This is a genomic window from Terrimonas alba (assembly GCF_042434975.1).
Classification (GTDB): Bacteria; Bacteroidota; Bacteroidia; order Chitinophagales; family Chitinophagaceae; genus Terrimonas_B; species Terrimonas_B alba.
This window is the reverse complement of record NZ_JBHMQM010000008.1, coordinates 134,089-159,061: the sequence shown is the minus strand read 5'-3', so window position 1 is coordinate 159,061 and position 24,973 is coordinate 134,089. Positions and strand designations below refer to the sequence as shown.

At 41.4% G+C, this 24,973-nt stretch carries 18 protein-coding genes; 10 read left to right on the top strand and 8 right to left on the bottom strand.

Annotated elements, in window-relative coordinates; genetic code table 11:
* Position 1 precedes the first annotated feature (1 nt).
* The 5 genes from panB to ACFEL9_RS21815 all read left to right on the top strand — a co-directional run bounded on the left by panB (position 2) and on the right by ACFEL9_RS21815 (position 7,171).
* Positions 2–817 (top strand): 3-methyl-2-oxobutanoate hydroxymethyltransferase, encoded by an 816-nt coding sequence (gene panB, locus ACFEL9_RS21835; protein ID WP_385894576.1) that lies wholly within the window; start codon positions 2–4, stop codon positions 815–817.
* Positions 818–947: 130 nt separating this feature from the next.
* The gene (gene amaB, locus ACFEL9_RS21830) at positions 948–2,471 is read left to right on the top strand and encodes an L-piperidine-6-carboxylate dehydrogenase (RefSeq protein WP_385894574.1); all 1,524 of its coding nucleotides are present in this window, start codon (positions 948–950) and stop codon (positions 2,469–2,471) included.
* A 125-nt stretch (positions 2,472–2,596) separates the two neighbouring features.
* The gene (locus tag ACFEL9_RS21825; protein WP_385894573.1) at positions 2,597–4,141 is read left to right on the top strand and encodes an OmpA family protein; all 1,545 of its coding nucleotides are present in this window, start codon (positions 2,597–2,599) and stop codon (positions 4,139–4,141) included.
* Positions 4,142–4,284: 143 nt separating this feature from the next.
* Complete coding sequence (locus tag ACFEL9_RS21820; protein ID WP_385894571.1) at positions 4,285–5,958, top strand: S8 family peptidase; 1,674 nt, start codon at positions 4,285–4,287, stop codon at positions 5,956–5,958.
* 706 nt (positions 5,959–6,664) lie between these two features.
* Entirely contained in the window at positions 6,665–7,171 is a 507-nt protein-coding gene (locus tag ACFEL9_RS21815) for a DinB family protein (protein ID WP_385894569.1), read from the top strand.
* A gap of 174 nt (positions 7,172–7,345) precedes the next feature.
* Here ACFEL9_RS21815 and nhaD read toward each other — a convergent pair whose 3' ends face one another.
* Positions 7,346–8,632, bottom strand: coding sequence for a sodium:proton antiporter NhaD (nhaD, locus tag ACFEL9_RS21810; protein ID WP_385894567.1), 1,287 nt, complete (start codon positions 8,630–8,632; stop codon positions 7,346–7,348).
* A 238-nt stretch (positions 8,633–8,870) separates the two neighbouring features.
* On the opposite strand from nhaD, the gene ACFEL9_RS21805 reads away from it, so the two are divergent.
* The 5 genes from ACFEL9_RS21805 (at position 8,871) to ACFEL9_RS21785 (ending at position 17,539) form a co-directional block, all read left to right on the top strand.
* Positions 8,871–9,353 (top strand): hypothetical protein, encoded by a 483-nt coding sequence (locus ACFEL9_RS21805; RefSeq protein ID WP_385894566.1) that lies wholly within the window; start codon positions 8,871–8,873, stop codon positions 9,351–9,353.
* A gap of 194 nt (positions 9,354–9,547) precedes the next feature.
* Positions 9,548–10,297 (top strand): DeoR/GlpR family DNA-binding transcription regulator, encoded by a 750-nt coding sequence (locus tag ACFEL9_RS21800; RefSeq protein WP_385894564.1) that lies wholly within the window; start codon positions 9,548–9,550, stop codon positions 10,295–10,297.
* 45 nt (positions 10,298–10,342) lie between these two features.
* Positions 10,343–13,771 carry a SusC/RagA family TonB-linked outer membrane protein gene (locus ACFEL9_RS21795; RefSeq protein WP_385894562.1) on the top strand — a complete coding sequence of 1,143 codons (3,429 nt, stop codon included), beginning with the start codon at positions 10,343–10,345 and terminating at the stop codon, positions 13,769–13,771.
* 10 nt (positions 13,772–13,781) lie between these two features.
* The gene (locus ACFEL9_RS21790; RefSeq protein ID WP_385894560.1) at positions 13,782–15,626 is read left to right on the top strand and encodes a RagB/SusD family nutrient uptake outer membrane protein; all 1,845 of its coding nucleotides are present in this window, start codon (positions 13,782–13,784) and stop codon (positions 15,624–15,626) included.
* Between the two features lie 68 nt (positions 15,627–15,694).
* Complete coding sequence (locus ACFEL9_RS21785; protein WP_385894558.1) at positions 15,695–17,539, top strand: outer membrane protein assembly factor BamB family protein; 1,845 nt, start codon at positions 15,695–15,697, stop codon at positions 17,537–17,539.
* A gap of 95 nt (positions 17,540–17,634) precedes the next feature.
* Here the strand turns inward: ACFEL9_RS21785 and ACFEL9_RS21780 are convergent, their stop codons facing one another.
* The 7 genes from ACFEL9_RS21780 to ACFEL9_RS21750 all read right to left on the bottom strand — a co-directional run bounded on the left by ACFEL9_RS21780 (position 17,635) and on the right by ACFEL9_RS21750 (position 24,918).
* Positions 17,635–18,489 carry a pirin family protein gene (locus tag ACFEL9_RS21780; RefSeq protein WP_385894556.1) on the bottom strand — a complete coding sequence of 285 codons (855 nt, stop codon included), beginning with the start codon at positions 18,487–18,489 and terminating at the stop codon, positions 17,635–17,637.
* A gap of 104 nt (positions 18,490–18,593) precedes the next feature.
* Positions 18,594–19,460: a pirin family protein gene (locus ACFEL9_RS21775; RefSeq protein ID WP_385894554.1), complete on the bottom strand. Its 867-nt coding sequence runs from the start codon at positions 19,458–19,460 to the stop codon at positions 18,594–18,596.
* A gap of 29 nt (positions 19,461–19,489) precedes the next feature.
* Positions 19,490–19,870, bottom strand: coding sequence for a hypothetical protein (locus tag ACFEL9_RS21770; protein ID WP_385894552.1), 381 nt, complete (start codon positions 19,868–19,870; stop codon positions 19,490–19,492).
* Between the two features lie 380 nt (positions 19,871–20,250).
* On the bottom strand, positions 20,251–20,805 hold the full coding sequence (locus ACFEL9_RS21765; protein WP_385894550.1) for a dihydrofolate reductase family protein: 555 nt from the start codon (positions 20,803–20,805) through the stop codon (positions 20,251–20,253).
* Between the two features lie 42 nt (positions 20,806–20,847).
* Positions 20,848–21,471: a Crp/Fnr family transcriptional regulator gene (locus tag ACFEL9_RS21760; protein ID WP_385894548.1), complete on the bottom strand. Its 624-nt coding sequence runs from the start codon at positions 21,469–21,471 to the stop codon at positions 20,848–20,850.
* Between the two features lie 25 nt (positions 21,472–21,496).
* Complete coding sequence (locus ACFEL9_RS21755) at positions 21,497–23,818, bottom strand: GH92 family glycosyl hydrolase (protein ID WP_385894546.1); 2,322 nt, start codon at positions 23,816–23,818, stop codon at positions 21,497–21,499.
* A gap of 80 nt (positions 23,819–23,898) precedes the next feature.
* Positions 23,899–24,918, bottom strand: coding sequence for a LacI family DNA-binding transcriptional regulator (locus tag ACFEL9_RS21750; RefSeq protein WP_385894544.1), 1,020 nt, complete (start codon positions 24,916–24,918; stop codon positions 23,899–23,901).
* Positions 24,919–24,973 lie beyond the last annotated feature (55 nt).

Sequence of the window (24,973 nt, the reverse complement as noted above, 5' to 3'; positions counted from 1 at the left end):
CATGCCTGTAAACAAAGAAGTAAAACGAATCACGACCAACACGCTGCAAAAAATGAAAGAGGCCGGAGAAAAAATCTCCATGCTCACGGCTTATGATTATTCGTTTGCCAAGATCATTGATTCTGCAGGGATAGATGTCATATTAGTTGGCGACTCAGCCAGCAATGTAATGGCCGGTCACGAGACCACACTGCCCATTACACTGGACCAAATGATTTATCATGCCTGTTCTGTGATCAGAGCCGTCGAAAGATGTTTGGTGGTAGTGGATCTTCCTTTTGGTTCTTATCAATCCAATTCGGATATAGCATTAGCATCTGCAATACGCATCATGAAAGAAACAGGTGGACATTCCGTCAAACTGGAAGGCGGTGCAGAGGCCCTGGATGCCATTCGAAAAATAGTTTCGGCCGGCATTCCTGTTATGGGTCATTTGGGACTTACACCTCAATCTATTTATAAATTCGGTACTTATGCAGTAAGGGCAAAAGAGGAAGCCGAAGCCGAGAAGCTGAAAACAGATGCGAAATTGCTGGAAGAGGCTGGTTGTTTTGCGATCGTGCTGGAAAAAATTCCTGCCATGTTAGCAAAGGAGGTGTCACAAGGCTTACATATCCCCACCATTGGTATAGGTGCCGGTGGTTATTGCGACGGCCAGGTTTTGGTAATGCATGATATGTTGGGCATCAATACTGAATTTAAACCACGGTTCCTTCGTCAATACCTGAATATACATGAACAGGCTACAAAAGCTGTACAGCAATATATCACGGATGTAAAGTCAAACGACTTCCCTAACGAATCAGAACAATATTGACAATCCGGTTTAAGGAGCAACATTTAAGGTGATTTCCAATTGCATTGATGGATGGCCATTGCGGTAAACGGTAACTTTAAACATTAAACCTTAGACACTCTCACTAACTTTGCACTTCAAAAATTTTTCTATGGAATTTCTGAAAGTCTTAAACATAGACGACATAAATGCCGGCGTCGGAACAGGTGTTAATTGGATTAAATCCACCGGGGAAACGATCAGTTCCATTTCTCCGGTGGATGGAAAATTAATTGGAAAGGTAGTTGCTGCTGATAAAGAAAGCTATGAAGCAGTAATTAAAAAAGCTGAACAGGCTTTTTTGGAATGGCGTACCTGGCCCGCTCCTAAACGGGGCGAAGTTGTAAGACAAATAGGTGAAGCCTTACGGCAGTATAAAGAGCCACTGGGAAAACTGGTATCCTATGAAATGGGAAAAAGTTTACAGGAGGGATATGGCGAAGTGCAGGAAATGATCGATATCTGCGACTTTGCAGTTGGGTTGTCAAGACAGCTTCATGGTCTTACCATGCATAGTGAACGACCCGGCCACAGAATGTATGAGCAATACCATCCATTAGGTATTGTGGGTATCATATCTGCTTTTAATTTTCCCGTTGCCGTGTGGAGTTGGAACTCGATGCTGGCTTGGGTTTGTGGCGATGTGTGTATTTGGAAGCCTTCAGAAAAAACACCATTATGCGGTGTTGCCTGCCAGCATATAATAAAAGAAGTATTTGCTAAAAACGATGTGCCGGAGGGTGTCAGTGGTTTGGTAGTTGGAGGTCGTGAAGTTGGCGAATGGATGAGCAATGATACAAGAATCCCATTGGTATCGGCCACTGGTTCAACCCGAATGGGGAAAGCCGTCGGTGCTGCAGTAGGCGCCCGTTTAGGGAAAGCTTTATTGGAGTTGGGCGGCAATAACGCTATCATCATTTCTAAAGATGCGGATCTCGATATTGCAATCCTAGGTTCGCTTTTTGGCGCTGTGGGTACAGCAGGCCAACGTTGTACCACTACACGTCGCCTGATTATTCACGAAGACGTTTATGAAAATGTAAAGTCTAAATTGATCAGTGCTTATCAGCAACTTTCAATCGGCGATCCGCTTGATCAAAAAAATCATGTAGGCCCATTGATTGATAAAGATGCTGTAAAAATGTATCTCGATGCAATTGAGGCATGTAAAAAAGAAGGAGGAAAATTCTTGGTGGAAGGTGGTGTGCTGGAAGGCAATGGTTACGAAAGTGGCTGCTATGTCAAACCCTGTGTGGCCGAAGCAAAACCTGACTTTAATATCGTGCAGCATGAGACCTTTGCCCCTATTCTCTATTTGTTGAAATATAAAACCGTGGAGGAAGCCATCGCTATCCAAAATGGTGTACCGCAGGGTTTGTCATCTTCTATCATGACACTGAATCTGCGGGAAGCGGAGCAATTCCTATCCGCCGCAGGTAGCGATTGCGGTATAGCCAATGTAAATATTGGTACTTCCGGTGCCGAGATTGGCGGTGCTTTTGGCGGCGAAAAAGAAACTGGCGGCGGCCGGGAAAGCGGCAGCGATGCCTGGAAGATTTATATGCGCAGGCAGACAAACACGATCAATTACAGCACAAACCTACCCTTGGCACAGGGAATAAAATTCACTGTTTAAATACTAAAAAGCAAAGTATAACGTTGGTATACTCTATCGGGATATACTTTGCTAATTCCTTTGTTTTCTGCTAATTATTAGTAATTTTTACAGCAAAACAATATCCTTAAAACTAACTGTTATCCATGAAAAGGATTTCTCTTGTAGTGGCGTTAAGCTTTCTGTGTTTTCTTTTTTCAAATGCACAATTGAGGGTTGGAATTCTTGGTGGCTTCCACCAGTCCAAAGTGATTGAGGATAATAACATTCCCGGTTGGGATACGATAAAGAACAATTTTTCAAACCGCAACGGGGCTCACTTTGGATTTATTGCTGACCTTCGTTTCAATGACAGGTCAAACTTCTATTTCCAACCTGGTGTGATTTTCTTCACAAAAGGCAGAAACTATAAAAACTCTCCTTCCGATTCCACAGTAGTCTTTAAACGACCTCTATTATCTGATTCCGTAGTCAATACTGTATATTATGAAACGAGAAAGCAGTTTGTAAACTATATTGATCTCCCTTTAAATATCGTTTACAAAATAAAGTTGGCTAAAAAGATCAACTTCATTCTCGGCGGCGGACCTTATATTTCCTTTTTTTATGATGGTTTTGATAAAAAAGAAAATGTGCTCGTAGACGTGAGACTTACAACCGACGAAAATGATGATCTGCCCATTGGAAAAGGATCGGGTAAATACGCCATCTTCAATTACGGAGTTAATGCTTTGGCAGGTTTTGAATTTGGCCGTGTTTTCCTGACAGCCAATTACAGCCGTGGCTTAAACGATTTTTACAAACCCACAGATTATACAGCCACCAATTACAAACATGAGGTAATGGGTGCAACGCTGGGAATATTCCTGGGCAAACAAGTTCCCCTGGTTCCGAAAGATAAAGATGGTGACGGAACTCCCGATAAAACAGATAAGTGTCCCGACATAGCCGGACCTGCCAAACTCTTAGGCTGTCCTGATACAGATAATGATGGCATCCAGGATAGTGACGACAAATGCGCCGGCGAAGCCGGACCTGTAGAAAATAATGGCTGTCCCTATCTTGACAAAGACAATGATGGCGTATTGGATAAAGATGACCAATGCCCTGATATAGCCGGACCAAAAGACAATGCAGGATGTCCATACGCTGACACTGACAAAGATGGAATTAGTGACAAAGAAGACAAGTGTCCCGAACAAGCTGGGCTGGGACGCTACCAGGGATGCCCTATACCAGACACAGATGGCGATGGCATCAACGATGAAGAAGATAAATGCCCCGATGTAAAAGGTGTAGCCGAAAGAAATGGCTGCCCCGAAGAGATCAAAAAAGAAATTGTAGAAAAAGTTGAATACGCTGCCAAACGGATTCAATTCAAGGTCAACAGTGCCGAACTGCAATCAGGCTCATTTAAAGTGCTGGATGAAGTAGCAAACATTTTGAAAGATAATCCTGACATTAAAGTTGCTATTGAAGGACATACCAGCAGTGAAGGTCGTTACGAGGTAAACATGAGGTTGTCTGAAAAAAGAGCCAACACTGTAAAAGATTATTTAAAGTCAAAGGGAATCGACTCCAGCAGGTTGACAGCCATTGGATTTGGGGCCGACAGGCCTTTAAACCCAGGTAAAACTCCCGCGGAAAGAGCTGAAAACCGGCGTGTTGAATTGAAACTAAGCAACCAATAGTGACGAAACAACGTCAAAAAAATCATAAAAAACCCTGCAGACCGGGAAGTTGCAGGGTTTTTATTATCTAATAGTATGAATGGTAAGTACTATTTTTGAGACTTTACCCAATTTTGTAATAAAATATAATAACAAGTAAGAAAATGAAGAGTTTACTGAGTCGTACCCTTTTGATTGCCATAGGAGGTTTGATTAACGTTGCTGCTTTCTCCCAAAAAAACGAAGTGCCAAAAGGCTGGCATTTGCTGGATCAGAAAAAAGATGGTTATTACGGGATCAGCATAGATAAAGCCTACGAGTTCGTTAAATCAAAAAATATTAAGAGTTCCCCGGTTATCGTTGCGGTTATCGATTCAGGTGTTGATACCCTGCATGAAGATCTGAAATCAATTCTTTGGAAAAACCCCAAAGAAATTCCCGGAAATGGTATTGATGATGATAATAACGGCTATGTGGATGATATCTATGGCTGGAACTTCCTCGGTGGTCGGGACGGCAGAAATGTAGAAAAAGACTCTTACGAAGCAGCAAGAGTATACCATCGTCTCAAAAGCAAATGGGAGGAAAAAGATGCTGCATCCGGCACCCTTTCTGTCGACGATACTAAGGAATACAAAATGTGGTTGAAAGCAAAGTTTGATGTGGTGGGCGATATCAATCCCTTTGAAGTGATCCAGGTAAAAAGAATGTACAAGGAGCTAAAACTCGGAGACTCCATCATCCGCAAAGATCTCAGCAAAGAAGAATACAATTGTAAAGACCTCAGCAGCTATACCCCTTTAAGCGACCAGGCAAAAAAAGTAAAAACCATTCTGTCATCTATCTGCAAAGGCAACGATAATGACGATATTTCCAATCAAATGATCCTCGATGAATTGGAAGCTGACATCAATAAATTTGAAGCTGTTGATCGGGCGCCCAAAGATTATCGCAATGAAATCGTTAAGGATAATTACAACGACATCAACGACAGGTTTTACGGCAACAGCAATGTAATGGTCAGCAAAAATGCCGCCTTACACGGAACCCATGTATCTGGAATTATAGGAGCCATCAGGAATAATGGCATTGGAATGGATGGTGTAGCGGATAATGTGAGGATTATGACAGTCCGTGCCGTGCCGGATGGTGATGAACATGACAAGGATATTGCTTTGGCCATACGTTATGCCACAGATAATGGCGCAAAAGTCATTAACATGAGCTTCGGTAAAGGCTTCTCTCCTGAAAAAAAATGGGTAGACGACGCTGTTAAATATGCAGGAAGTAAAGGAGTGTTATTGGTTCATGCGGCAGGCAATAGCCATCAAAATCTTGACAGCACTGAAAACTATCCTAGTGTAGTTTTTGAAGACGGTAAACGAGCCCCTAATTGGATCACGGTAGGCGCCAGCGGCGATCCGAAAGCAGGTGGCCTGACAGCAAGTTTCTCGAATTATGGTAAAAAAGAAGTAGATGTATTTGCTCCCGGCGTAAAAATTTACTCAACAGTTCCGGGGGGTAATACTTATCAAAATTTGCAGGGAACAAGTATGGCTTCACCTGTCGTTGCGGGATTGGCAGCTTTTATCTTTCAATATTATCCAAAACTTAGTCCTGAACAGGTAAAAACAGTGATTGAAAAATCAGCACAGAATCCGGGCGTAAAAGTAAAAGATCCGGGAACCGGTGAAGAAGTTGATCTGTCAGACATCAGCAAAACTGGCGGCGTGATCAATGCTTACGAAGCGATCAAACTTGCGTCAACATTAAAACCGGAAGGAGTTAAGACAACTAAACCTGTGAAATCGAAAGTGACTGAAAAAGTAAAACAGTAAGTTTTTTAAATAATTGCAGAAACCCCGGCACTGTTAGCGTATCAGTCTAAAGTGCCGGGGTTATTTATGACTAATTGCCAAGGGACAATTGACCTCATCCGCGACCTAATTTACTGAGGACACTTTTCATTTCGTCTGGATGTCGGGTTCCGATAAGAAGCCTCTCACCATTTTTAAAAATAATTTGTAATCCTGTGTCACCTGAAAAGATATAGGCTCTTCCCAAGGAGCAAAACGAATACCCCCGCCAGTAGTAACCGGATTAAATTTGCTCACGAAAACTTCCTGTATAGTATGCCAGGAATAGTTTTTAAATGATCGTTCAAATGGAGCGAAGCGAACATAAATACCGTCCGTTCTGATTTGGGTAATTAGCCTGAGATCACTAAAAATAATTGCTACGACGCATATCAACAGGCCTACCAAAAACAAGGTTGAAAATCCGTCAACGCTCCCATTGTGTATAAAAAATTAAGGAGTAAAGTCAATACAAAAATCCCCGCCATCACCTTAAAAAAACTCCTTGTTTTCTTCCTATCGGAACCCTGTATTTCTTCAAACAGTATTTCGGTAGTCATCATATAAATTTAAAGCTTTGAATAAAAATAATATTCCCCAGACTCTCAAACTGAGTTTACTGAAAAAAAAATTAACTTTCCCCCACTAACCGTAAGCGTCAAACAATAAACATTATATATATATATATATGCGACCCGATCTTTCCCGTGTTGGCAACTGGTACCACAATTATATTAACCTTGTACCTGAAGATGAGTTATCCGAGGCATTTGTAAAAGAAAGTGTTTCGTTTGTCCGTTTCCTGGAAACAATTCCTCCCGATAAATATGACTATCGCTACGCCGAAGGCAAATGGACCATTAAAGAAGTGTTGCAACACATTATAGATTCGGAAAGGGTCTTTGCCTACCGTGCTCTCCGTTTTGCTAGAAAAGATGCAACTCCTCTCCCGGGTTTTGATGAAAACAACTTTGCAGCCGCTGCCAAAGCTGATGCCAGAAGCTGGGATAAACTGGTAGAGGAATTTAAAGTGGTAAGGCGATCCTCAGAATTGTTATTCAATTCTTTCGACGAAGAACAATTAGACTCGAACGGTATAGCTTCCAATACCCCGAACTATGTGTTAGCCGTTGGCTTTATCATTATTGGTCATGTCATACATCATCAAAAGATTGTAAGAGAAAGATATTTGTGAGAGGATTGATTTCTTTCAAAGATTATTAAAACCTTGTTTGAAATCCAATGAGCACTAAATCACTCTTGCAAACACAACGAACCGGAAGAATATTTCAACAATTTTCTTTTAGGCTGAAAACTTAACAGATTATGCATAACGAACCTTATCGATCTTAATCAGTTTACTTGTTTTCTAGCCAAATAATTGGTGTTGCAGAATATAGACGATAGCTCCTGCAAAGTAGCCGGCCAAAGCCAGCCAGCCTATCTTTTTAAGATACCAGATAAAATTAATTTTTTCCAAACCCATTGCTGCGATGCCCGCTGCCGAGCCTATTATTAAAACACTTCCTCCTGTGCCGGTGCAATAGGCCAAAAATTCCCATAAGTAATGATCTGTCGGATAGGTATTGAGATCATACATACCTTGCGTGGCGGCAACCAGAGGAACATTATCTATTATGGAGGAGAATAACCCAATGCTCATCACAATTATATTCTGATCCTTTAAGGTCTTATCCATCCATGAAGAAGCAAGTGCTAATTGGCCTATTGATTCCAGCGCCGAAATGGCAAGCAGTATACCAAGAAAAAAAAGAATGCTTGAGGTGTCAATCTTTCTTAGTGCATAAGCAACTGTATAATTTTTCCTGTCGGCCTCGTCTTTTTCACTATGAATAATCTCGGTAATGATCCATATCAGCCCCAGGCCGACCAGGATACCCATAAAAGGAGGTAAATGTGTAACCGTTTTAAAAACCGGAACCATTAGGAGTATAGATAATCCTGAAAAAAAAACAATATTCCTTTGTTTGATCTCTTTTGGTGTCAGCGAATTATTGTCGCCAAATTGCTGTTCCGGTTTTGTCACGTTTCCCTTAAACACAAGACGCATACACAATAATGGTATAAGCATGCATACAAAGCTGGGAATAAACAACTTTACAATTATGTTACCGGCTGTTATCTGATTTCCTATCCATAGCATAGTCGTCGTTACATCCCCTATAGGCGACCATGCTCCACCTGCATTTGCCGAAATGATGATCAGGCCGGCCAGCATCCACCGGTCATTTTTATCAGCAACCAGTTTTCGAACCAATGAAACCATTACGATTGCAGTGGTTAAATTATCCAGAACAGCTGAAAAGAAAAAGGCAAGCAGCGCTATTATCACCATTAACTTTTTTTTGCTGGTGGTTTTTATTTTGCTCGTAACAATTTCAAAGCCATCGTGGGCATCAATCAGTTCTACAATAGTCATGGCACCCATCAGGAAAAACAATATTTGCGATAGCTCACCCAAGTGATGCGATAATTGTTCTGTAACCGCTTCTTTATCTTCCGTGAAGAGTATATAAACAGTCCAGCAAAGAACACCGGTTACCAGTGCGGAGGCTGCTTTATTAAGGCGGATTGTATGTTCAAATGCAATTGCTGCATAACCTAAAATGAAAATAATAATGATAATTAAAGCCATAGCTGTAAAAATAAGGAAGAAAAATAGTGTATGAAGATTTTCAGGTTCAGAAGTGAAAAGCACTGGTAATTTAATCGGAGAACATTTTAGGCTATCGCAACTTGTGTCAAAAAAAAGCCATCGGAAACAAGGGTTAGAAGTTTTTGAATTGTCTTATCAGATATATTATCTGACTTTTGCATTTCTTTTAAACTTTACTGGCATTATTTTTCGTTCAATAACAACAAAATAAATCACCATGAAAAAAATAATATCCGTTTCATTTTTTCTTGCTGCCATTGTTTTTACCACCTCTGTTTCTGCTCAATCCTATAAAACAGGTGTGGGTGTACGGTTAAGCAGCAGCCAGGCCATGGTTAATAATTCTATTTCACTGAAACATTTTTTAAATGAACGATCGGCCATCGAAGCATTATTTTCATTTGGTGATCCGCTCGCCATTGGAGCTTTATATGAAGTGCACAAGCCATTTAGTTCAGAAGGTTTGCAATGGTTTTATGGCGGGGGTGGCTACCTCGGCTTTGTAAAAACATGGAACCCCAATAAAAACCGCAACGAGACGGATGTTAACGTGGGGGCACAGGGTGTAATTGGCCTGGATTATAAATTCACGAATCTTCCGTTGAATTTATCATTGGATTGGAAACCCGAACTCAATTTGGTTAGTGATATCAACTTCGAACCGGCAGCAGTCGGCTTTACAGCAAGATTTACTTTCTAAAAATAAAAACGCATAATCTTTTATTTAAACCCCGCTAAACTGCGGGGTTTATTATTTTTCGATAAAGCCCCGGTTACAAAACCGCATAATTTGGCATTGATCAGGCTTAAGAAATGCACATCTTTTCAACTTTGTGCGTTTTGTTGCACTTTCTTCCCGTATATTTAGACTTCTTTAACAACTAACGCATGCTTATGCTTAAGAAAGAAAGGCAGTCTTATATTTTACAACAGGTCAATCTTCACAATAAGGTTCTCTCCTCTTCGCTCAGCCTTGAAATCAATGTGTCGGAAGATACCATCCGCCGGGATCTCCAGGAATTGTCTTCGGAAGGCAAACTGCTAAAAGTTCACGGCGGAGCCCTCTCCCGTTCGTTTAGCAATGTTCACATTCCCAGCAACGGGGTTTATTCCCAGGATCAAAAAAAAGTAATTGCGCAAAAAGCCATTGCGCTGATCAGTGATGGCATGTTTGTATTAACGGGTGGAGGCACCACCATTGTGGAAATGGCCAGGCTGTTGCCAGGTGAGTTAAAGGCCACTTTTGTTTCCGGAAGCATCGCCGCTATTCTTGAATACATGGATCATCCCAATATCGAAGTGATCCTGATCGGCGACCGGGTTTCTAAAAGCTCCAAAATAACGGTCGGTTCCGAAGCAATTTCCAAAGTAAGACAGATGAAAGCCGATATCTGTTTCCTCGGCACGAATGCCCTTGATCTCAACAACGGTGTAACCGACAATGACTGGGAAGTGGTGCAGTTGAAAAAAGCAATGATTGAATCCTCTCAAAAAGTAGTGTGCCTGGCCATTGCAGAAAAGATCAACACATTTCAACCTATACAGATTTGCCCGTTGGATAAGATCGATGTATTGATCACTGAACTCAATCCGGATGATCCAATATTGAGACCCTATGCTAACGCAGGAATTCAATTATTGTAAACATATTATAAGAACCATTTTTTAAACACTAAAACTAAAATAGCCATGAGAAAATCTCTCCGGTTTATAGCAGCCACCCTGCTTGTGACTGTTTTCCTGCTGCCAGCCTTACATGCGCAGGAACGGACCATACTGGGAACGGTGCTATCGGCTAATGACAAGACTCCAATTCCGGGGGTCAACATCATTGTAAAAAACACGAAGACAGGAACACAAACCGATGCTTCTGGCAATTTTCAAATCTCAGTGAGTACCGGACAAACACTTCAATTTTCATCAATTGGTTTTGCAACACAGGAAGTTGCTGTTGGTGAAGGAAACTCAATGAGTGTATCTCTTATGCAACAACAGGAGACATTAAGTGATGTTGTGGTAGTAGGATATGGTACACAGAAAAAAACTAATCTAACAGGAGCCGTTTCTACAATTGATGTTAAGAAAACATTAGCAGGCAGGCCAATAGCAGATGTGGGAAGAGGGTTGCAGGGTGCGGCGTCTGGTCTTAGTGTAATTATTCCCAGCGGTGAAGTAGGGTCTGACCCGATTATCAAGATAAGAGGACAGCTGGGATCACTACAGGGTGGGAGCTCTCCTTTAATATTATTGGACAATGTGGAAATACCCAGTATTCAGGTAGTAAATCCGAGTGATATCGCGTCTATTACAGTATTGAAAGATGCGGCGTCCGCCTCTATTTATGGAGCCAAAGCTTCGTTTGGGGTTATATTGATCACTACAAAAAAAGGTGCAACTGGCGGCAAGCCCCAAATAAATTATTCGAACAATTTTTCTCTCCAAAATGTATGGAAAGACCTCAAAATGGCTGATGTAAATGGATTGAAATATACCGTAATGGCTGCAGAAAGGATTGGGATTACCACGCCGACAGGCGCATTTTACCTTGTGGACAGGGAAAGCTATGAAAAAGCCGTGGCCTGGAAGGAAAAATATGGCAACACCATCGGGCCAGATGATCCTACTGTTTTTGGGAGAGACTGGTATGTTCGGGGAGCCTCAAATACTCAAAAAATGGGTGTCAGGACATATAATCCTTATGACTATATGGTTAAGAAATGGGCGCCCACTCAACAGCACGATTTGTCTGTAGGTCTTACACAGGGAAAAACTTCCTATAACATAGGTTTAGGTTTACTCGATCAAAGTGGCATGTTGAAACCGGCGAAATCGGATAATTTCACACGCCACAATATTTCCCTAAAAATATCCAGTGAGCTTAATAAATACGTTACTATTCGCGGAGGAGCGCTGTATTCAAGAAGAAATAAAGAATATGCTTATGCTACCAACTCTACAACTGCCGACCCATGGTATTATTTATACAGGTGGAGCTCATTATATCCGTTAGGCAAGGATGAAAATGGAGATCCCATTCGCAGCCCTGAAAGTGAAGTTGCTGCGGCGAACACAGCTAACATTTTACAAAGGTATTCTAACATTAACCTGGGAGCAACGGTCAATATCACCAACAATTGGAAAGTAGATTTCGATTATACCTTTTCCAACCAGGATGAAACCTGGAAGAGGCCAGGAACAAGATTTACCGCAAGGAACTCCTGGGTAGCTCCCAAAATACGGTTGAACGAAAATAGCGATACAGTTTATGTAAATAATGAAGGGCTGGCAGTACCCAAAACAACGCCTGGTGCGTTTCCAGCTTTTGATCTTTCGAAGGACACATACACTGCCTTAGGATCGAATCCGGATCATTTTGCCCGGACCGCTACAAACTTTTTCAGCCATACAATAAATGCTTATACAACTTATGGCCTGAATTTAAAGGAGGATCATGCATTTAAGTTTATCCTTGGTATCAATCGTGTAACAGCAACTACCGAATGGCAATCGTCTCAAATCACCAACCTGATAGATATTACAAACCCCCAGTTTGATTTTGGCATCGGCACACAAACTGTTGATGGGGATAAAAGATGGGAATCGCAGTTAGGGTATTTCGGACGTATCAATTATGCTTTCCAAAACAAATACCTCGTAGAAGGAAATTTACGTTATGATGGCTCTTCAAAATTCCCCGAAGTCTTGTGGTGGAGATGGTATCCCTCCGTATCTGCCGGTTGGGTCGCCAGCGAAGAAAACTTTATGTTATGGACAAAACCTGTAATCAATTCTCTTAAGTTCAGGGCTTCCTGGGGTTCTATTGGTGATCAAAGTGTGCCAAATTCTTTATACATGCCTATTATGGCCACCGGACAATCTACCTGGATTAATGGAGCCAGAGTAAACTACGTAGGTTCACCCGCTGCGATTGATGCAGATATTCAATGGCAGGATATTGTAAGTAAAAATATCGGAGTGGATATTGGCCTGTTAAAGAATAAGGTCAACGTTTCTTTTGATCTCTTTGAAAGAAACACGAATAATATGATCGTTCCGCAAGAAGGTATTCCTTTAACATTTGGCGTGGGTGCTCCCCTTGGAAATTACGGCTCACTGCAAACAAGAGGTTGGGAATTATCAGTTGATTTCAACCATACCTTCAGCAATGGGCTTCGTATTAATGCAAGAGTAAATATTTCTGACGCAAAAACAATCTTGACTTCTTATGGATCGGGCACACAGGTCACTAGTAACTACAATGGTAAAGACATCGGCGAAATCTGGGGATATCGTACAGACAGATTATATCAGTTAGATGACTTTGAGTTGGATGCAAGTGGAAAGCCGATACTCATTACGCTCACAGCAGCAGAAAGTGCTCTTTACGCAGGACGGCAAGCCTACAAATTAAAAACCGTAGACGGGAAAAAACCAGTTTACCAGGCATTTCTACAAAACTCAGCCAACTTCCGTTTTGGTCCCGGCGACGTCAAGTTTAAGGATTTGAATGGTGATGGCGAAATCAATAACGGGAAAGGAACATTGGCAGATCACGGAGACCTTGAAGTAATCGGAAATTCCAATCCACGCTATGAGTATGGATTCAGATTAGGAGCAGACTACAAGGGTTTTGATATCAGTGCTTTTTTCCAGGGAGTGGGAAGCCGCCAGATATGGGGGAATGGGCTTTTGGCAATTCCCGGATATAACTCTGCTGATGGAGCAATGCCTGAAGCAATTGCCGGTAATTTCTGGACTCCGGACAATACGGGAGCATTCTATCCCGCGGCTTATAATAATGCCAATAGCAATACAGCTAACAACATGCAGATACAGGATCGATACTTGTTAAACATGGCCTATTTAAGGCTCAAAAACCTTACGCTGGGTTATTCCCTGCCAAAGTCGGTAATTCAAAAGGCCTGGATCAGCTCATGCAGGGTATATGTGGGTCTCGAAAACATCATGACCTGGGATCACTTAGGAGATCTGCCAATCGATCCTGAAACCATCAGTGGTTATTCTATGTGGAATGAGTCTAATTATAACTCGGGTCGTACCGCCATGGGAATCCCCGCATTTAAGAGTGTTTCATTCGGTCTTCAACTGAACTTCTAAAAAAACAATAATGAAATATCTAAAATATCTCTATAGCTTTTACAGCTTGTTAGCCTGCTTATTTTTCCTTTCTTGCAATAAGAAAGTACTGGATCGTCCGCCTCTTACAGAGGTGATTGACGGGCCGGGTTTCTGGAGAAACGAAGATGATGTTCGCCTGTATGCAAATGCGTTTTATGCCAATTATTTTAATGGTTACAACACTTCGTTTACTGCGGACTATACTCCCGTAAGAGGATATACTTTCTCCGATGATTTGACCAGTAAAAATGTCCAGTCAAGTTTTGAAAGTAGTGTTCCTACTTCACGCGGGTCTACCCTGGAATCCGCGGCATGGATGGCCAGTTATGCTGGTCCCACCTGGGACTTTGCATGGGTACGCAAATCAAACATCTTACTAGATCGCCTCGAGAATGTAGTAAAGCCTAAAATTTCTGAAGATGCTTACAAACACTGGATGGCCGTTGGAAAATTTTTCCGGGGATTTGAGTATAGCCGATTAGTTAGTGTGTTTGGAGATGTACCCTATTTTGATAAGGAGGTTCTAAATACTGATTTAACCACTTTATACAAAGATCGGGATGACAGGGGCGTTGTCATGGATAAAGTGTATGATGATTTCAAATATGTGCTCGCTAATATCCGGGAAAATGACGGGACTCAATTTTTAAACAGAAATATTGCAGCTGCATTTATTTCCCGGTTTATGTTATTTGAAGGAACATATCAACACTATCACGGCTTAGATGCAGCAAGAGCAAAAAAATACCTGGAGTTTGCGGTGGAAGCGGCTGAAATTGTGATGAACAGCGGTAAATATAATTTTACCCGTGATTTTAAATCTTTATTCGCAACCGAAAGCCTGGCCGGTCATCCCGAAGTACTTCTTTACAGGGTATATGACGCAGCTTTGAATATAACGCATTGTATTGGTTCTTATTCAAACGGAACCGAGACGGTTGGAGTGGATCCAAACCTGGTTTTGATTAAGTCGTTTATAGCGAATGATGGAAATGTATGGCAAAACTCTGCCATTGCAAATGCATCTAGTTTTGTGATTGCTGATTTAGCGAAAACAAGAGACCCCCGCTTTGAAGCTTCATTTATAGATAAACCTCTCGCTTCATCAGCTACTCTTTTATATGGATATAAGTTTGCATCAAGGGAAGCGATAACCTTTATTGGAAAAACGTATCCTCCGGCATGGGGAAGTAACACCAATACCAGTGATGCTCCTGTTATGCGCCTGGCAGAAGTTGTACTGAACTGGATCGAAGCAAAGGCAGTATTGGCTGAATACCTCGGAGGCGGCGCTGTTACCCAGGCCGATCTCGACAAATCCGTGAATGCCATCCGTAGTCGCCCGTTAGATGCAGCCGCCATTGCAAAAGGAGTACAAAAAACAGCTCCGTTACTTCTTGCTGCGATGCCTAATGATCCATCCCGCGATGCAGATGTACCTGCATTGATTTGGGAAATCCGTCGTGAAAGAAGAATGGAATTTGTATTTGAACACACCAGGCTGTTAGACCTGAAGAGATGGAAAAAACTGAGCAACATGGACTTTAGCACCAACCCGGATTATTTTCTTGGACCGTGGATAAATGTACAAGCAGAGATACCCAGCTATCTTACGACCGCTAACAAAGGGAAAGTGAGAGTAAAGAAAATTGACGGCACTATTGTAACATATGATGGCACTAACGCAAGTGAGATGGTTGGTTTTTGGATGGTTGAGAATGCACAAAACAGAAATGCTTTTACCGATCGTTCATACCTGGCTCCTGTTGGACAATCACAGATAATTCAATACGAGGAAAAAGGGTTTAAACTAACACAGACAACAGGCTGGTAAGAATTCATTTTTTATTAATCGGGAGTCTACAAGCTCCCGATTTTTCTTTTCTATAATTCTTGTAAGCAATGAAAAAGCTACTCTCCTTCTTTACTACTGTCATATTGCTGGTTGGAATAGCGTATTCACAGGACCCTATCACTTTTGTCCATCTCTCCGATACCCATATTGGCAGCGCCACCGGTGCTGAAGATCTTCGGAGAACCGTCAAAGACATCAATGAAAATCCAACAATCCAATTTGTTGTTATCTCTGGTGATATCACCGAGTTTGGATCGGATGAAGAAATTAAATTAGCCAAACAAATTCTCGATAGCTTAAATAAACCCTGGCACATTGTGCCCGGCAACCATGATAGCAACTGGTCTGAAAGTGGCTCCAATACATTTAAAAAAATATTTGGTAGTGAAACATTTTCTTTCAAAGCTGGTCAATACCTTTTTCTCGGCACTCACTCAGGACCCAATATGCGTATGAGCCCCGGACAAATTCCGCGGGAAAATATTGTATGGCTCGATTCGATTTTAAAAGTTGCCGATGATAAGCCGATCATTTTTGTCAATCATTATCCACAAGACTCTTCATTGAACAATTGGTTTGAAGCCATCGACCGGTTGAAACAAAAAAATATTCAATTGATTCTTTGTGGACATGGTCATGCTAATCGTCAATTAAACTTTGAAGGCATTCCAGCAGTAATGGGCCGTTCCAATCTTCGGGCAAAAAAAGAAATTGGCGGTTATAATATTGTAACGATTAAAAACAACACCGTCAGCTACCGGGAAAGAACACCCGGCGTTGAAACAAAACCAGCCTGGGCCACTGTTGAAATAAAAAACCTTGACTTCAAAAATTCAACTGCATCGTACTATCGTCCCTCGTATGACATCAATAAAGCCTTTCCCGGTGTAAAGGAAAAATGGACCTACCAGGATAACAGCGATATTGGTTCGGGGACAGCCACTAACAATAAGTTGATATTTGTTACCAATACAAATGGCGAAGTAGTAGCATTGAACAAAAAGAATGGCAAACCCGTTTGGAAATATTTTACCCAGGGTAAAATATATGCCATACCTGCTGTAAGCGATAATATTGTTGTCACCGCATCGTCTGACAACTTTATTTATGCATTGGATGCGAAGAAGGGCAAAATGCTATGGAAGTTGCAGGCAGAAAAAGCAGTATTAGGAAATCCGCTGATCAGGGATGGTGTAGTGTATATCGGCGCATCAGACGGGCATTTCCGTGCTATTGGTTTAAAAGATGGAAAGCTTCACTGGGATTTTAATGAAGTAAAAGGCTTTGTTGTTACCCGGCCACTCATCTACAATAATCAAATCTATTTTGGTTGCTGGAACAATGATTTTTATTGCCTCGATATTACTTCAGGCAAGCTAAGATGGAAATGGAATAATGGAAGTTCGGGAAGGATGCTGTCTCCGGCAGCCTGTTTCCCCGTGGCAACCGGCAGCCGGGTTTTTATTGTTGCACCGGATCGATATATGACATCATTTGATGCCAATACCGGCGATGTGATCTGGCGAAAACAAATGCCTGACTTACGGGTGAGAGAATCAATGGGACTTTCAAAAGATAGCAGCCTGGTATTTGTAAAAACAATGGATGGAAATGTGTATGGAATTTCTACATCAGCCAATGAAATGTCACCGGTTTGGAAAAGTGATGTTTATTTGGGTTACGAAATCAGTCCTACCGCCATCATAGAAAACAACAATATCGTTTTTGTTCCTACACAATCGGGAACAACGGTTGCGATTGACAGGATGAGCGGAAAAACTTTATGGAAACATAAAACATCCAATGGTTTAATCACCAATTTGCTACCGGTCGCCAACAATCAACTCCTTGTAACAACCATGGATGGTAAAGTTTCCTTATTGAAATTTTAAAATTATCTGAACTGAATGATAGGAGATAAATTGGATTTATGGGAAACGGAAATATCCTCTTAATCCCATAAATCTACCCCACTCACGGTTCAGACTTAATATTCTAATTGTCCAAACACACCATTCTTATAATCCGCAATAGCCTGCTCTGTTTCTTCCTGTGTATTCATCACAAAATTATCTTTCGCTGCAACGGGTTCATCGATAGGTTCAGCCGATAAAAAAAGAATTGTCGTATCTTCTTCCGCCGACACCAATATTTCCTCATTATCTTTTTCAAACACTACAAGCTGGTATTGATCGACTGTCTCCTGGTTTACACATAATTTTCCTTTAGCAACGTATAACAAGGTCCAATATCCCGGTGTGGCATCAAACTGAACTCTCCTCCCTTTTTCTATTGCTCCGGCAATAGAAACAACAGGTGTAAAACTTTTTAAAGGTCCTGTCTTACCATCATAACTTCCACTGGCGAGACGAAGCTGCACTCCTTCCTGCTCCATCACTATTGGTTGTTCTTCCTTTGAAACCTGCTGGTATGAAGGTTCGTTCCATTTAAAAGCCCTGGGTACATTGATCCAAAGCTGTATGAACTCCTGTACACCACCTTCCTGCAACATTTTTTTTGAAGGCCCCTCACTGTGCAGGATGCCTTTACCCGCAAACATCCATTGTACCTCGCCCGCTTTTATAATAGCGTCATGGCCAGCACTGTCTTTATGATAACCCTCGCCCTGCAACATAAAAGTAACAGGCGCAAAGCCCCGATGCGGATGCGGGTGAATCCGAAACTCCGCACCTGCTTTTACCGTTTCTGGTTTTAAATGGTGTATAACAATAAACGGATTGGCGAAGCGAAAATCCTTATGCGGCAGCGGTTGTAATACTATTTCTTCTTTAGTAATCTGCTTTTCCCTGCCTGTGAGAATGTGATCAATTTTCTTTTGCATAAACAAATTTCTCGGAATGAATAAATATCTTATTAAAATTGTCCTGCCGGCCTAATTGTCATGCTTCGACAAGCTCAGCATGACAATTAACTGACAACTACTTTCTAATTTAACACACCAAATTTGCCAGCCTGGAAATCCTGTATCGCCTCATATATTTCCTCCTGCGTATTCATGACAAACGGACCGTAGCTGGCAATTGGTTCATTGATGGGCTCACCGCTGAGCAATAAGATCACACTATCTTCTTCAGCTTTGATAACAATTTCTTCGCCGTCATTTTTAAATAAAACAAAACTATGTTCAGCAGCTTTTTCGCCGTTTACTTCAATAGCCCCATTGATCACCAACAACGCCGTGTTGTGTGTTGCAGGAATACTTGTTGTCACTTCACCCTCCTTTTTCAATTTTATATCAAAAAGATTAACTGGTGAATAGGTGCTGGCCGGGCCTTTTACATCTCCTATTGCTCCTGCAATGACATTTATTATTCCTGCGCCACCGGGCAATTCTATCTTGCCCATTTGACTGGCTGTGATGGCCTGGTAATGAGCCGCCGTTGATTTATCTTTCTTTGGCAAATTCACCCAAAGCTGTACCATTTCAAATGGTCCGCCTCTTTTAGAAAATTCCTCTTCATGGTATTCCTTATGAAGAATACCGGCGCCGGCTGTCATCCATTGCACATCACCCGGATTAATCACACCAATGTTACCCGTGCTATCATGATGAGCTACACTGCCCTTGTATGCTATGGTCACCGTTTCAAAACCTTTGTGCGGATGCACATCAACGCCCCTGATTTTGTTGGATGGGCCGAAATCATATTCAGCATTAAAGTCCAGCATCAGGAAAGGGCTAATTCTTCGCTGATCAATGGAACCGGGTATATAATTGAAAACCCTGAAACCGTCACCTACCATACCCGGCCTTGCAGCCCGTGGAACTATTTTTTCGATTTGTTTTTTCATTTTACTCCTTTATTTTTTAAGTCATTTTTTTACTGTACCCGGATATTCAAACCGGCATTTTTCAAGGCATCATCTATTAGCACAAATGAAAATTTTCTTCCGGCTTTTTCTTTTTCCAAAATATCATTGATCGTATTGTGCAATGTTATTTCATCATTGCCTTCAACCCGGGTGATTATTGTATCCAGGTTCTGAAAAGAGAATAGCTTCCTTAGTTTCTTTTCCTGGGCATCGCTCACGTCTTTTGTCAGCAGGACAATGTCAATTTGATATTGCTGAAATTTTGTGATAGCCTCTTCATCGCTGAATGCCTCCACTCCGCTCCATTCCTCGCTTGCGCTAAGAATGCCAACTGTTTTTTCAACCGCTTCTTTTGTGTTGCCTACAACCAGTATTTCTGTTTTTTTCATAAATCCTCCTTAAATGAGGCACAAAAATACCGGCTGACAAACCCGTTCTCCAATAATGTAGATTAAGTCAAAAACTTAATGTAGGTTAAGAAAAATTATCGGTCTGAAACCGGCAGTTGTCTTTGCGGAAATAAGCATAGAGATTGTTGAAATAGTATCATTAAAAAGTGCAAAAAGTACTGCTTAACCAAACGAATGCGTAGCTCGTATAAATCGCTAAGCCTTGAGGCATCCTGTCGAACTTTGGTTAAAGGGGGTAATAGGAAAGTGAATTAAATCAAGCTAAAATTGGATTATAATTAATAGCAAAAGGGTGCTTATAACTTTGCTACTTCCGGTATTCAACAAGCCGATTAAATAATACTCATTCCGAATGAATATTATTTAACTGCTTTGTAACAAACCTGCATAACCCCAGAGTGGGATGTCTTAACGCCCGCCAGTTTCAAATTTAGCCTTGTATTGATCTCCTTAAACAATGGCTTACCCTTTCCAATGATCACGGGCATTATAGCAATTCTGAATTCATCGATTAAATTCAAATTCATAAAGGTGGAGATCAGTGCCGCGCCACCATATAGCCAGATATTTTTTCCGGGTTGTCGTTGTAACTCGCTGATGGTTTCTGCGATATTGTCTTTTATGACTATTGGATTGCCGTCAAATTTATCTTTTGATGAAGAGAATACATATTTCTTCATGTTGTCTAAAGCCCCGTAAAAACTCTTTTCAAAATCGGAGTTGCTGTCGGTAAGATTGTAACTGCCCCACATCTCATAACTCACCCTGCCATACAAAACGGTATCAATCTCCTGGAGAAAGTCAGTTAGTTCTGAGCCACCCTCCTGGTCAAATACAATCCAGTCTATTTCACCATTTGGTCCTTCAATAAAGCCATCGAATGATGCGGCGAGGTTTAGTATTATTTTTCTCATCTCTTAGTTATTTTAAACGAGTTTACCCTTTCTACCGATACATCATTTAGTGTTTTTTCCCAATGGTCCGCTCAGCATCTTACTCAAAAACTCCGGCGTCACTCCGATATACGAAGCAACATATTTCTGCGAAAGGCTTTGTATCAGCGAGGGATATAGTTGGCAAAACGCATTGTATCGTTCTACCGCCGGCAAACTGAGATTGTTAACAAGCCGATGCTGGTAAGTGGCTAGAGAATTTTCAGCCAGTATCCTGAAAAATCGTTCAAACTTGGGTACCCGTGCATAAAGCTGGTCAAGATCCGGCTTTTGCATTAAAATGATCTCGCTGTCCTCAATGGCATCAACAGTTAAGGTGCCAGGCTGCTGTTTCAGAAAGCTGTGCATGTCACCTATCCACCAACCGGAAGGAGCAAATTGCAAAATATGTTCAAACCCATTTTTGTCGATAGAATAAAGGCGAAGCAACCCTTTTGTTACGAAACTGGTAGTTGAATAAACATCTCCTTCCTGGAAAAGAAATTGCTTTTTTTTGATCTTTTTAAAGTGAAGCAGGGATACAAAATAATCTTCTTCTTCCGCAGTAAGCTGAACATGACGGGCAATATGCTTCAATAGTAATTCGGTTGTCATCAGGTTGAACAATATCCAAAAATAGTTAAACACGAAACAGTATTGACCAACTGATCTATCATTTATAAGTAGGCTTTTTAGCCAATTCAGGATATTCATTAAAAAATGAATAAGGATAGGCCGACGCTTCCATTCCTCTTTTTTTATTGGGCTGGTTGCCCATTGTCCAGTTTAATGAACCACCTTGCTTTAATGAAGAATGACTGATCCAGTTCGTGGTAATGGGTTTACCATTCCATTGCAATGATTGCACATATTTATTGTCGTTACTGTTGGTTGGCGCATTGATCACCAGTTTTTTGCCGGTAGACAAAGTGATCGTCATTTTTTTAAACAATGGCGTCCCCAACACATATTGATCAGTTGCGGGACAAACGGGATAAAAACCCATAGCTGAAAATACATACCAGGCAGAGGTTTGTCCATTATCTTCATCACCGCAATAGCCATCTGGGGTAGGTTTGTATAATTGGTCCATTGCCCGGCGTATCCAATATTGAGTTTTCCAGGGTTGACCGGCATAGTTATACAAATAGATCATGTGTTGTATCGGTTGGTTGCCATGGGCATACTGTCCCATCTTCATGATCTGCATTTCACGGATCTCATGGATAACACCACCATAATAACTTTCATCAAAGACCGGTGGCATGATGAAAACGGAATCCAGCATAGCAGCAAACATCTCATTGCCACCCATTAATTTTTTGAGTCCCTCAATATCATGAAATACGCTCCAGCTATAATGCCAGCTATTACCTTCGGTAAAAGCATCGCCCCACTTGAAAGGATTAAACGGGTTTTGAAAATTACCATCTTTGTTTTTGCCCCTCATCAGTTTTGTTTCCGTGTCAAAAAGATGGCGATAGTTCTGCGATCTTTTTAAGTACAACTCTATTTCTAATTTGGGACGTTTTAATGCTTCGCCCAGTTTGGCGATCGTGAAGTCATCATAAGCATACTCCAATGTCCTGGCTGCATTTTCATTTATGTTTACATCATACGGAACATACCCGAGGGTATTATAATACTCTACGCCTTTCCTTGCAACTGCTGTTAACGGTCCTTCTGTATTGGCATCTTTCAACAAGGCTTCATACAACGTATTAATATCATAGCCCCGCAATCCTTTGATATAGGCATCCGCGACTACTGAAGCAGAATTATTGCCGATCATTACATTTCTGTATCCCGGGCTTGACCACTCGGGAAGAAATCCTCCTTCTTTGTATGCATTGATAAGCCCCTGTTGCATTTCAAGATTGATATCAGGATACACAAGATTCAGAAATGGATATAAGGCCCGGAATGTATCCCAAAAACCGGTTCCTGAAAATAGATAACCCGGCATTACCTGGCTGTTATAAGGACTATAGTGCATCACTTTTCCTGCGGCATCCAGTTCATACATTTTTTGCGGGAAAAATAAAGTGCGATATAAGCAGGAATAAAACGTACGAACTTGCTCAATAGTTCCACCTTCCACCATTATTTTACCAAGCACATTATTCCAGCTTGCTTTTGCCTTTTTTACTACCTCATCAAAACTGCTGTTTCCCAGTTCTCTCTTCAAATTAATATCTGCCTGTTCAAAGCTGATAAATGAGGACGCCACCGACATATTTATTTTTTCCAGCCGGTTGGTTTTAAACTGAACAATGGCGCCGGTATGATCTGCAGTATATTCCAAGGTGTCCTTTGCAAGATCACCTGCATACCAGGCATGTCCCACTGCAAAAGGTTTATCAAAATAGATGACAAAATAATTTTTGAAATTGGATCCTGCTCCGCCACTATTTTTGGTGGTATAACCGATGATCTTTTTTTCAGCGGGAATAATTTTGATATACGAACCCTTATCAAAGGCATCTATTACGATAAAGGAACTATCGGATTTCGGAAAAGTGAACCGAAATTTTGCAGCTCTTTCAGTAGGTGCAATTTCGGTAGTCACATCATGGTCGGCCAGGTAAACACTGTAGTAATACGGTTTTACTATTTCAGCTTTGTGAGAATACCAACTGGCCCGGTCAGCCTGTTTGAATTTAAGAGAACCTGTAACCGGCATGATGGCGAACTGACCATGATCGTTCATCCAGGGTGAAGGTTGGTGTGTTTGTTTAAATCCGTTTATCTTATCGGCTGCATATGTGTACGTCCAGCCATCACCCATCTTTCCTGTTTGCGGTGTCCAAAAATTCATACCCCAGGGAACTGCAATAGATGGGTAAGTGTTGCCATTCGATAAGGCTGGTTTGGAATCGGTGCCCATCAATGGATTTATCCATTCAACGGGGTCACTTACACGGGTGACTAACTGGCTTTTTGACTGGATGAATAAAAAGGTTAATACAACCAGGAGAACAAGACTAGGCTTCATAAAAATATAGTGTACTGCTTATAAAATGTGTTTAGCAAACAATTGCTTCAAATATAAAACTAAAACGGTTTAGCAGTACTCTACGTTGATCCTCTCTGGATAAGTTGTGGACGAAGTTTGATGCGCTGAACCGGGATCCTGGATGTCCTCCCGCGGTCTAGCTGGCGGATAATAAGCTTGATTGACTGCCTGGCAATTTCATCGATAGGTTGCCGGATAGCTGTAATACCGCCGGGGAATAGGCGAAACAGGTCGTGATCATCAAAACAGATCATAGCGATATCTTCGGGCATCTTCAATCTCATTTGCTGGATGCATTCCAACCCAGGGATTCCGAGGTAATTCGTTGCAAAGAAAATAGCATCGGTTTCAGGCTTCGCTTTTAAAAACTTTTTTAGTTGCCTGATAATATCATCCTGGCTTGTACCGTAAGCTATCTCCAATATTTGTTCATCAATTTTTTTAACCTTCCTTTTTTTCAATGCATCTTTAAAAGCCAGTTTTCTTTCTTCCATTTGTACCAGGTGCAGATCCACGGTAACAAAGACAATATTTTTATATCCCCTTTCAAGCAAATGATTCATCCCCATCATCATTCCATTATAATTATCTACCAACACACGGGATATATTGTCGGTGGGAAAATAGCTATCTATTAAAACCAGGGGTTTATTGTGTTTGGCAATGGCATCTATTTCTTTCTCCATTCCCTTAGCAGGCGTGATGAGGTATCCGTCGACCTGTTGTTGGGAAAACATTCGCAGAATGTCAATTCCTCTTTTCGCCTTATTTTCCGTGCTGCTATACAACAGGCGATAACCAGCCTTTTCCGCTTCTTCTTCAATAATGTGCGCAAGCATTCCAAAGAAATGTCCTGAAATGCTCTCTACAATAAGTCCGAGCATTTTCGACTGACCGGTGCGAAGGCTAACGGCTACCTGGTTGGGAACGTAACCCAACTGTTCGGCAATAACCTGAACTCTTTTTTCAAGATCTTTGCTTATCCGCATTTCGGCCGCCCGTCCGTTCAAAATAAATGACACCGCTGACGGAGAAATGCCTGCTTCTTTCGCAACGTCTTTCAAAGAGACCCTTTTCATTTGTTAATTTTTTAATCGATAAGACATATTGATTTCATCCTAAGCATTTATATAG

Bases quoted from the DNA above. Each gene is read 5' to 3' on its own strand.
- panB (WP_385894576.1), top strand. From the start codon at position 2: ATGCCTGTAAACAAAGAAGTAAAACGAATCACGACCAACACGCTGCAA.
- amaB (WP_385894574.1), top strand. From the start codon at position 948: ATGGAATTTCTGAAAGTCTTAAACATAGACGACATAAATGCCGGCGTC.
- ACFEL9_RS21825 (WP_385894573.1), top strand. From the start codon at position 2,597: ATGAAAAGGATTTCTCTTGTAGTGGCGTTAAGCTTTCTGTGTTTTCTT.
- ACFEL9_RS21820 (WP_385894571.1), top strand. From the start codon at position 4,285: ATGAAGAGTTTACTGAGTCGTACCCTTTTGATTGCCATAGGAGGTTTG.
- ACFEL9_RS21815 (WP_385894569.1), top strand. From the start codon at position 6,665: ATGCGACCCGATCTTTCCCGTGTTGGCAACTGGTACCACAATTATATT.
- nhaD (WP_385894567.1), bottom strand. From the start codon at position 8,632: ATGGCTTTAATTATCATTATTATTTTCATTTTAGGTTATGCAGCAATT.
- ACFEL9_RS21805 (WP_385894566.1), top strand. From the start codon at position 8,871: ATGAAAAAAATAATATCCGTTTCATTTTTTCTTGCTGCCATTGTTTTT.
- ACFEL9_RS21800 (WP_385894564.1), top strand. From the start codon at position 9,548: ATGCTTAAGAAAGAAAGGCAGTCTTATATTTTACAACAGGTCAATCTT.
- ACFEL9_RS21795 (WP_385894562.1), top strand. From the start codon at position 10,343: ATGAGAAAATCTCTCCGGTTTATAGCAGCCACCCTGCTTGTGACTGTT.
- ACFEL9_RS21790 (WP_385894560.1), top strand. From the start codon at position 13,782: ATGAAATATCTAAAATATCTCTATAGCTTTTACAGCTTGTTAGCCTGC.
- ACFEL9_RS21785 (WP_385894558.1), top strand. From the start codon at position 15,695: ATGAAAAAGCTACTCTCCTTCTTTACTACTGTCATATTGCTGGTTGGA.
- ACFEL9_RS21780 (WP_385894556.1), bottom strand. From the start codon at position 18,489: ATGCAAAAGAAAATTGATCACATTCTCACAGGCAGGGAAAAGCAGATT.
- ACFEL9_RS21775 (WP_385894554.1), bottom strand. From the start codon at position 19,460: ATGAAAAAACAAATCGAAAAAATAGTTCCACGGGCTGCAAGGCCGGGT.
- ACFEL9_RS21770 (WP_385894552.1), bottom strand. From the start codon at position 19,870: ATGAAAAAAACAGAAATACTGGTTGTAGGCAACACAAAAGAAGCGGTT.
- ACFEL9_RS21765 (WP_385894550.1), bottom strand. From the start codon at position 20,805: ATGAGAAAAATAATACTAAACCTCGCCGCATCATTCGATGGCTTTATT.
- ACFEL9_RS21755 (WP_385894546.1), bottom strand. From the start codon at position 23,818: ATGAAGCCTAGTCTTGTTCTCCTGGTTGTATTAACCTTTTTATTCATC.
- ACFEL9_RS21750 (WP_385894544.1), bottom strand. From the start codon at position 24,918: ATGAAAAGGGTCTCTTTGAAAGACGTTGCGAAAGAAGCAGGCATTTCT.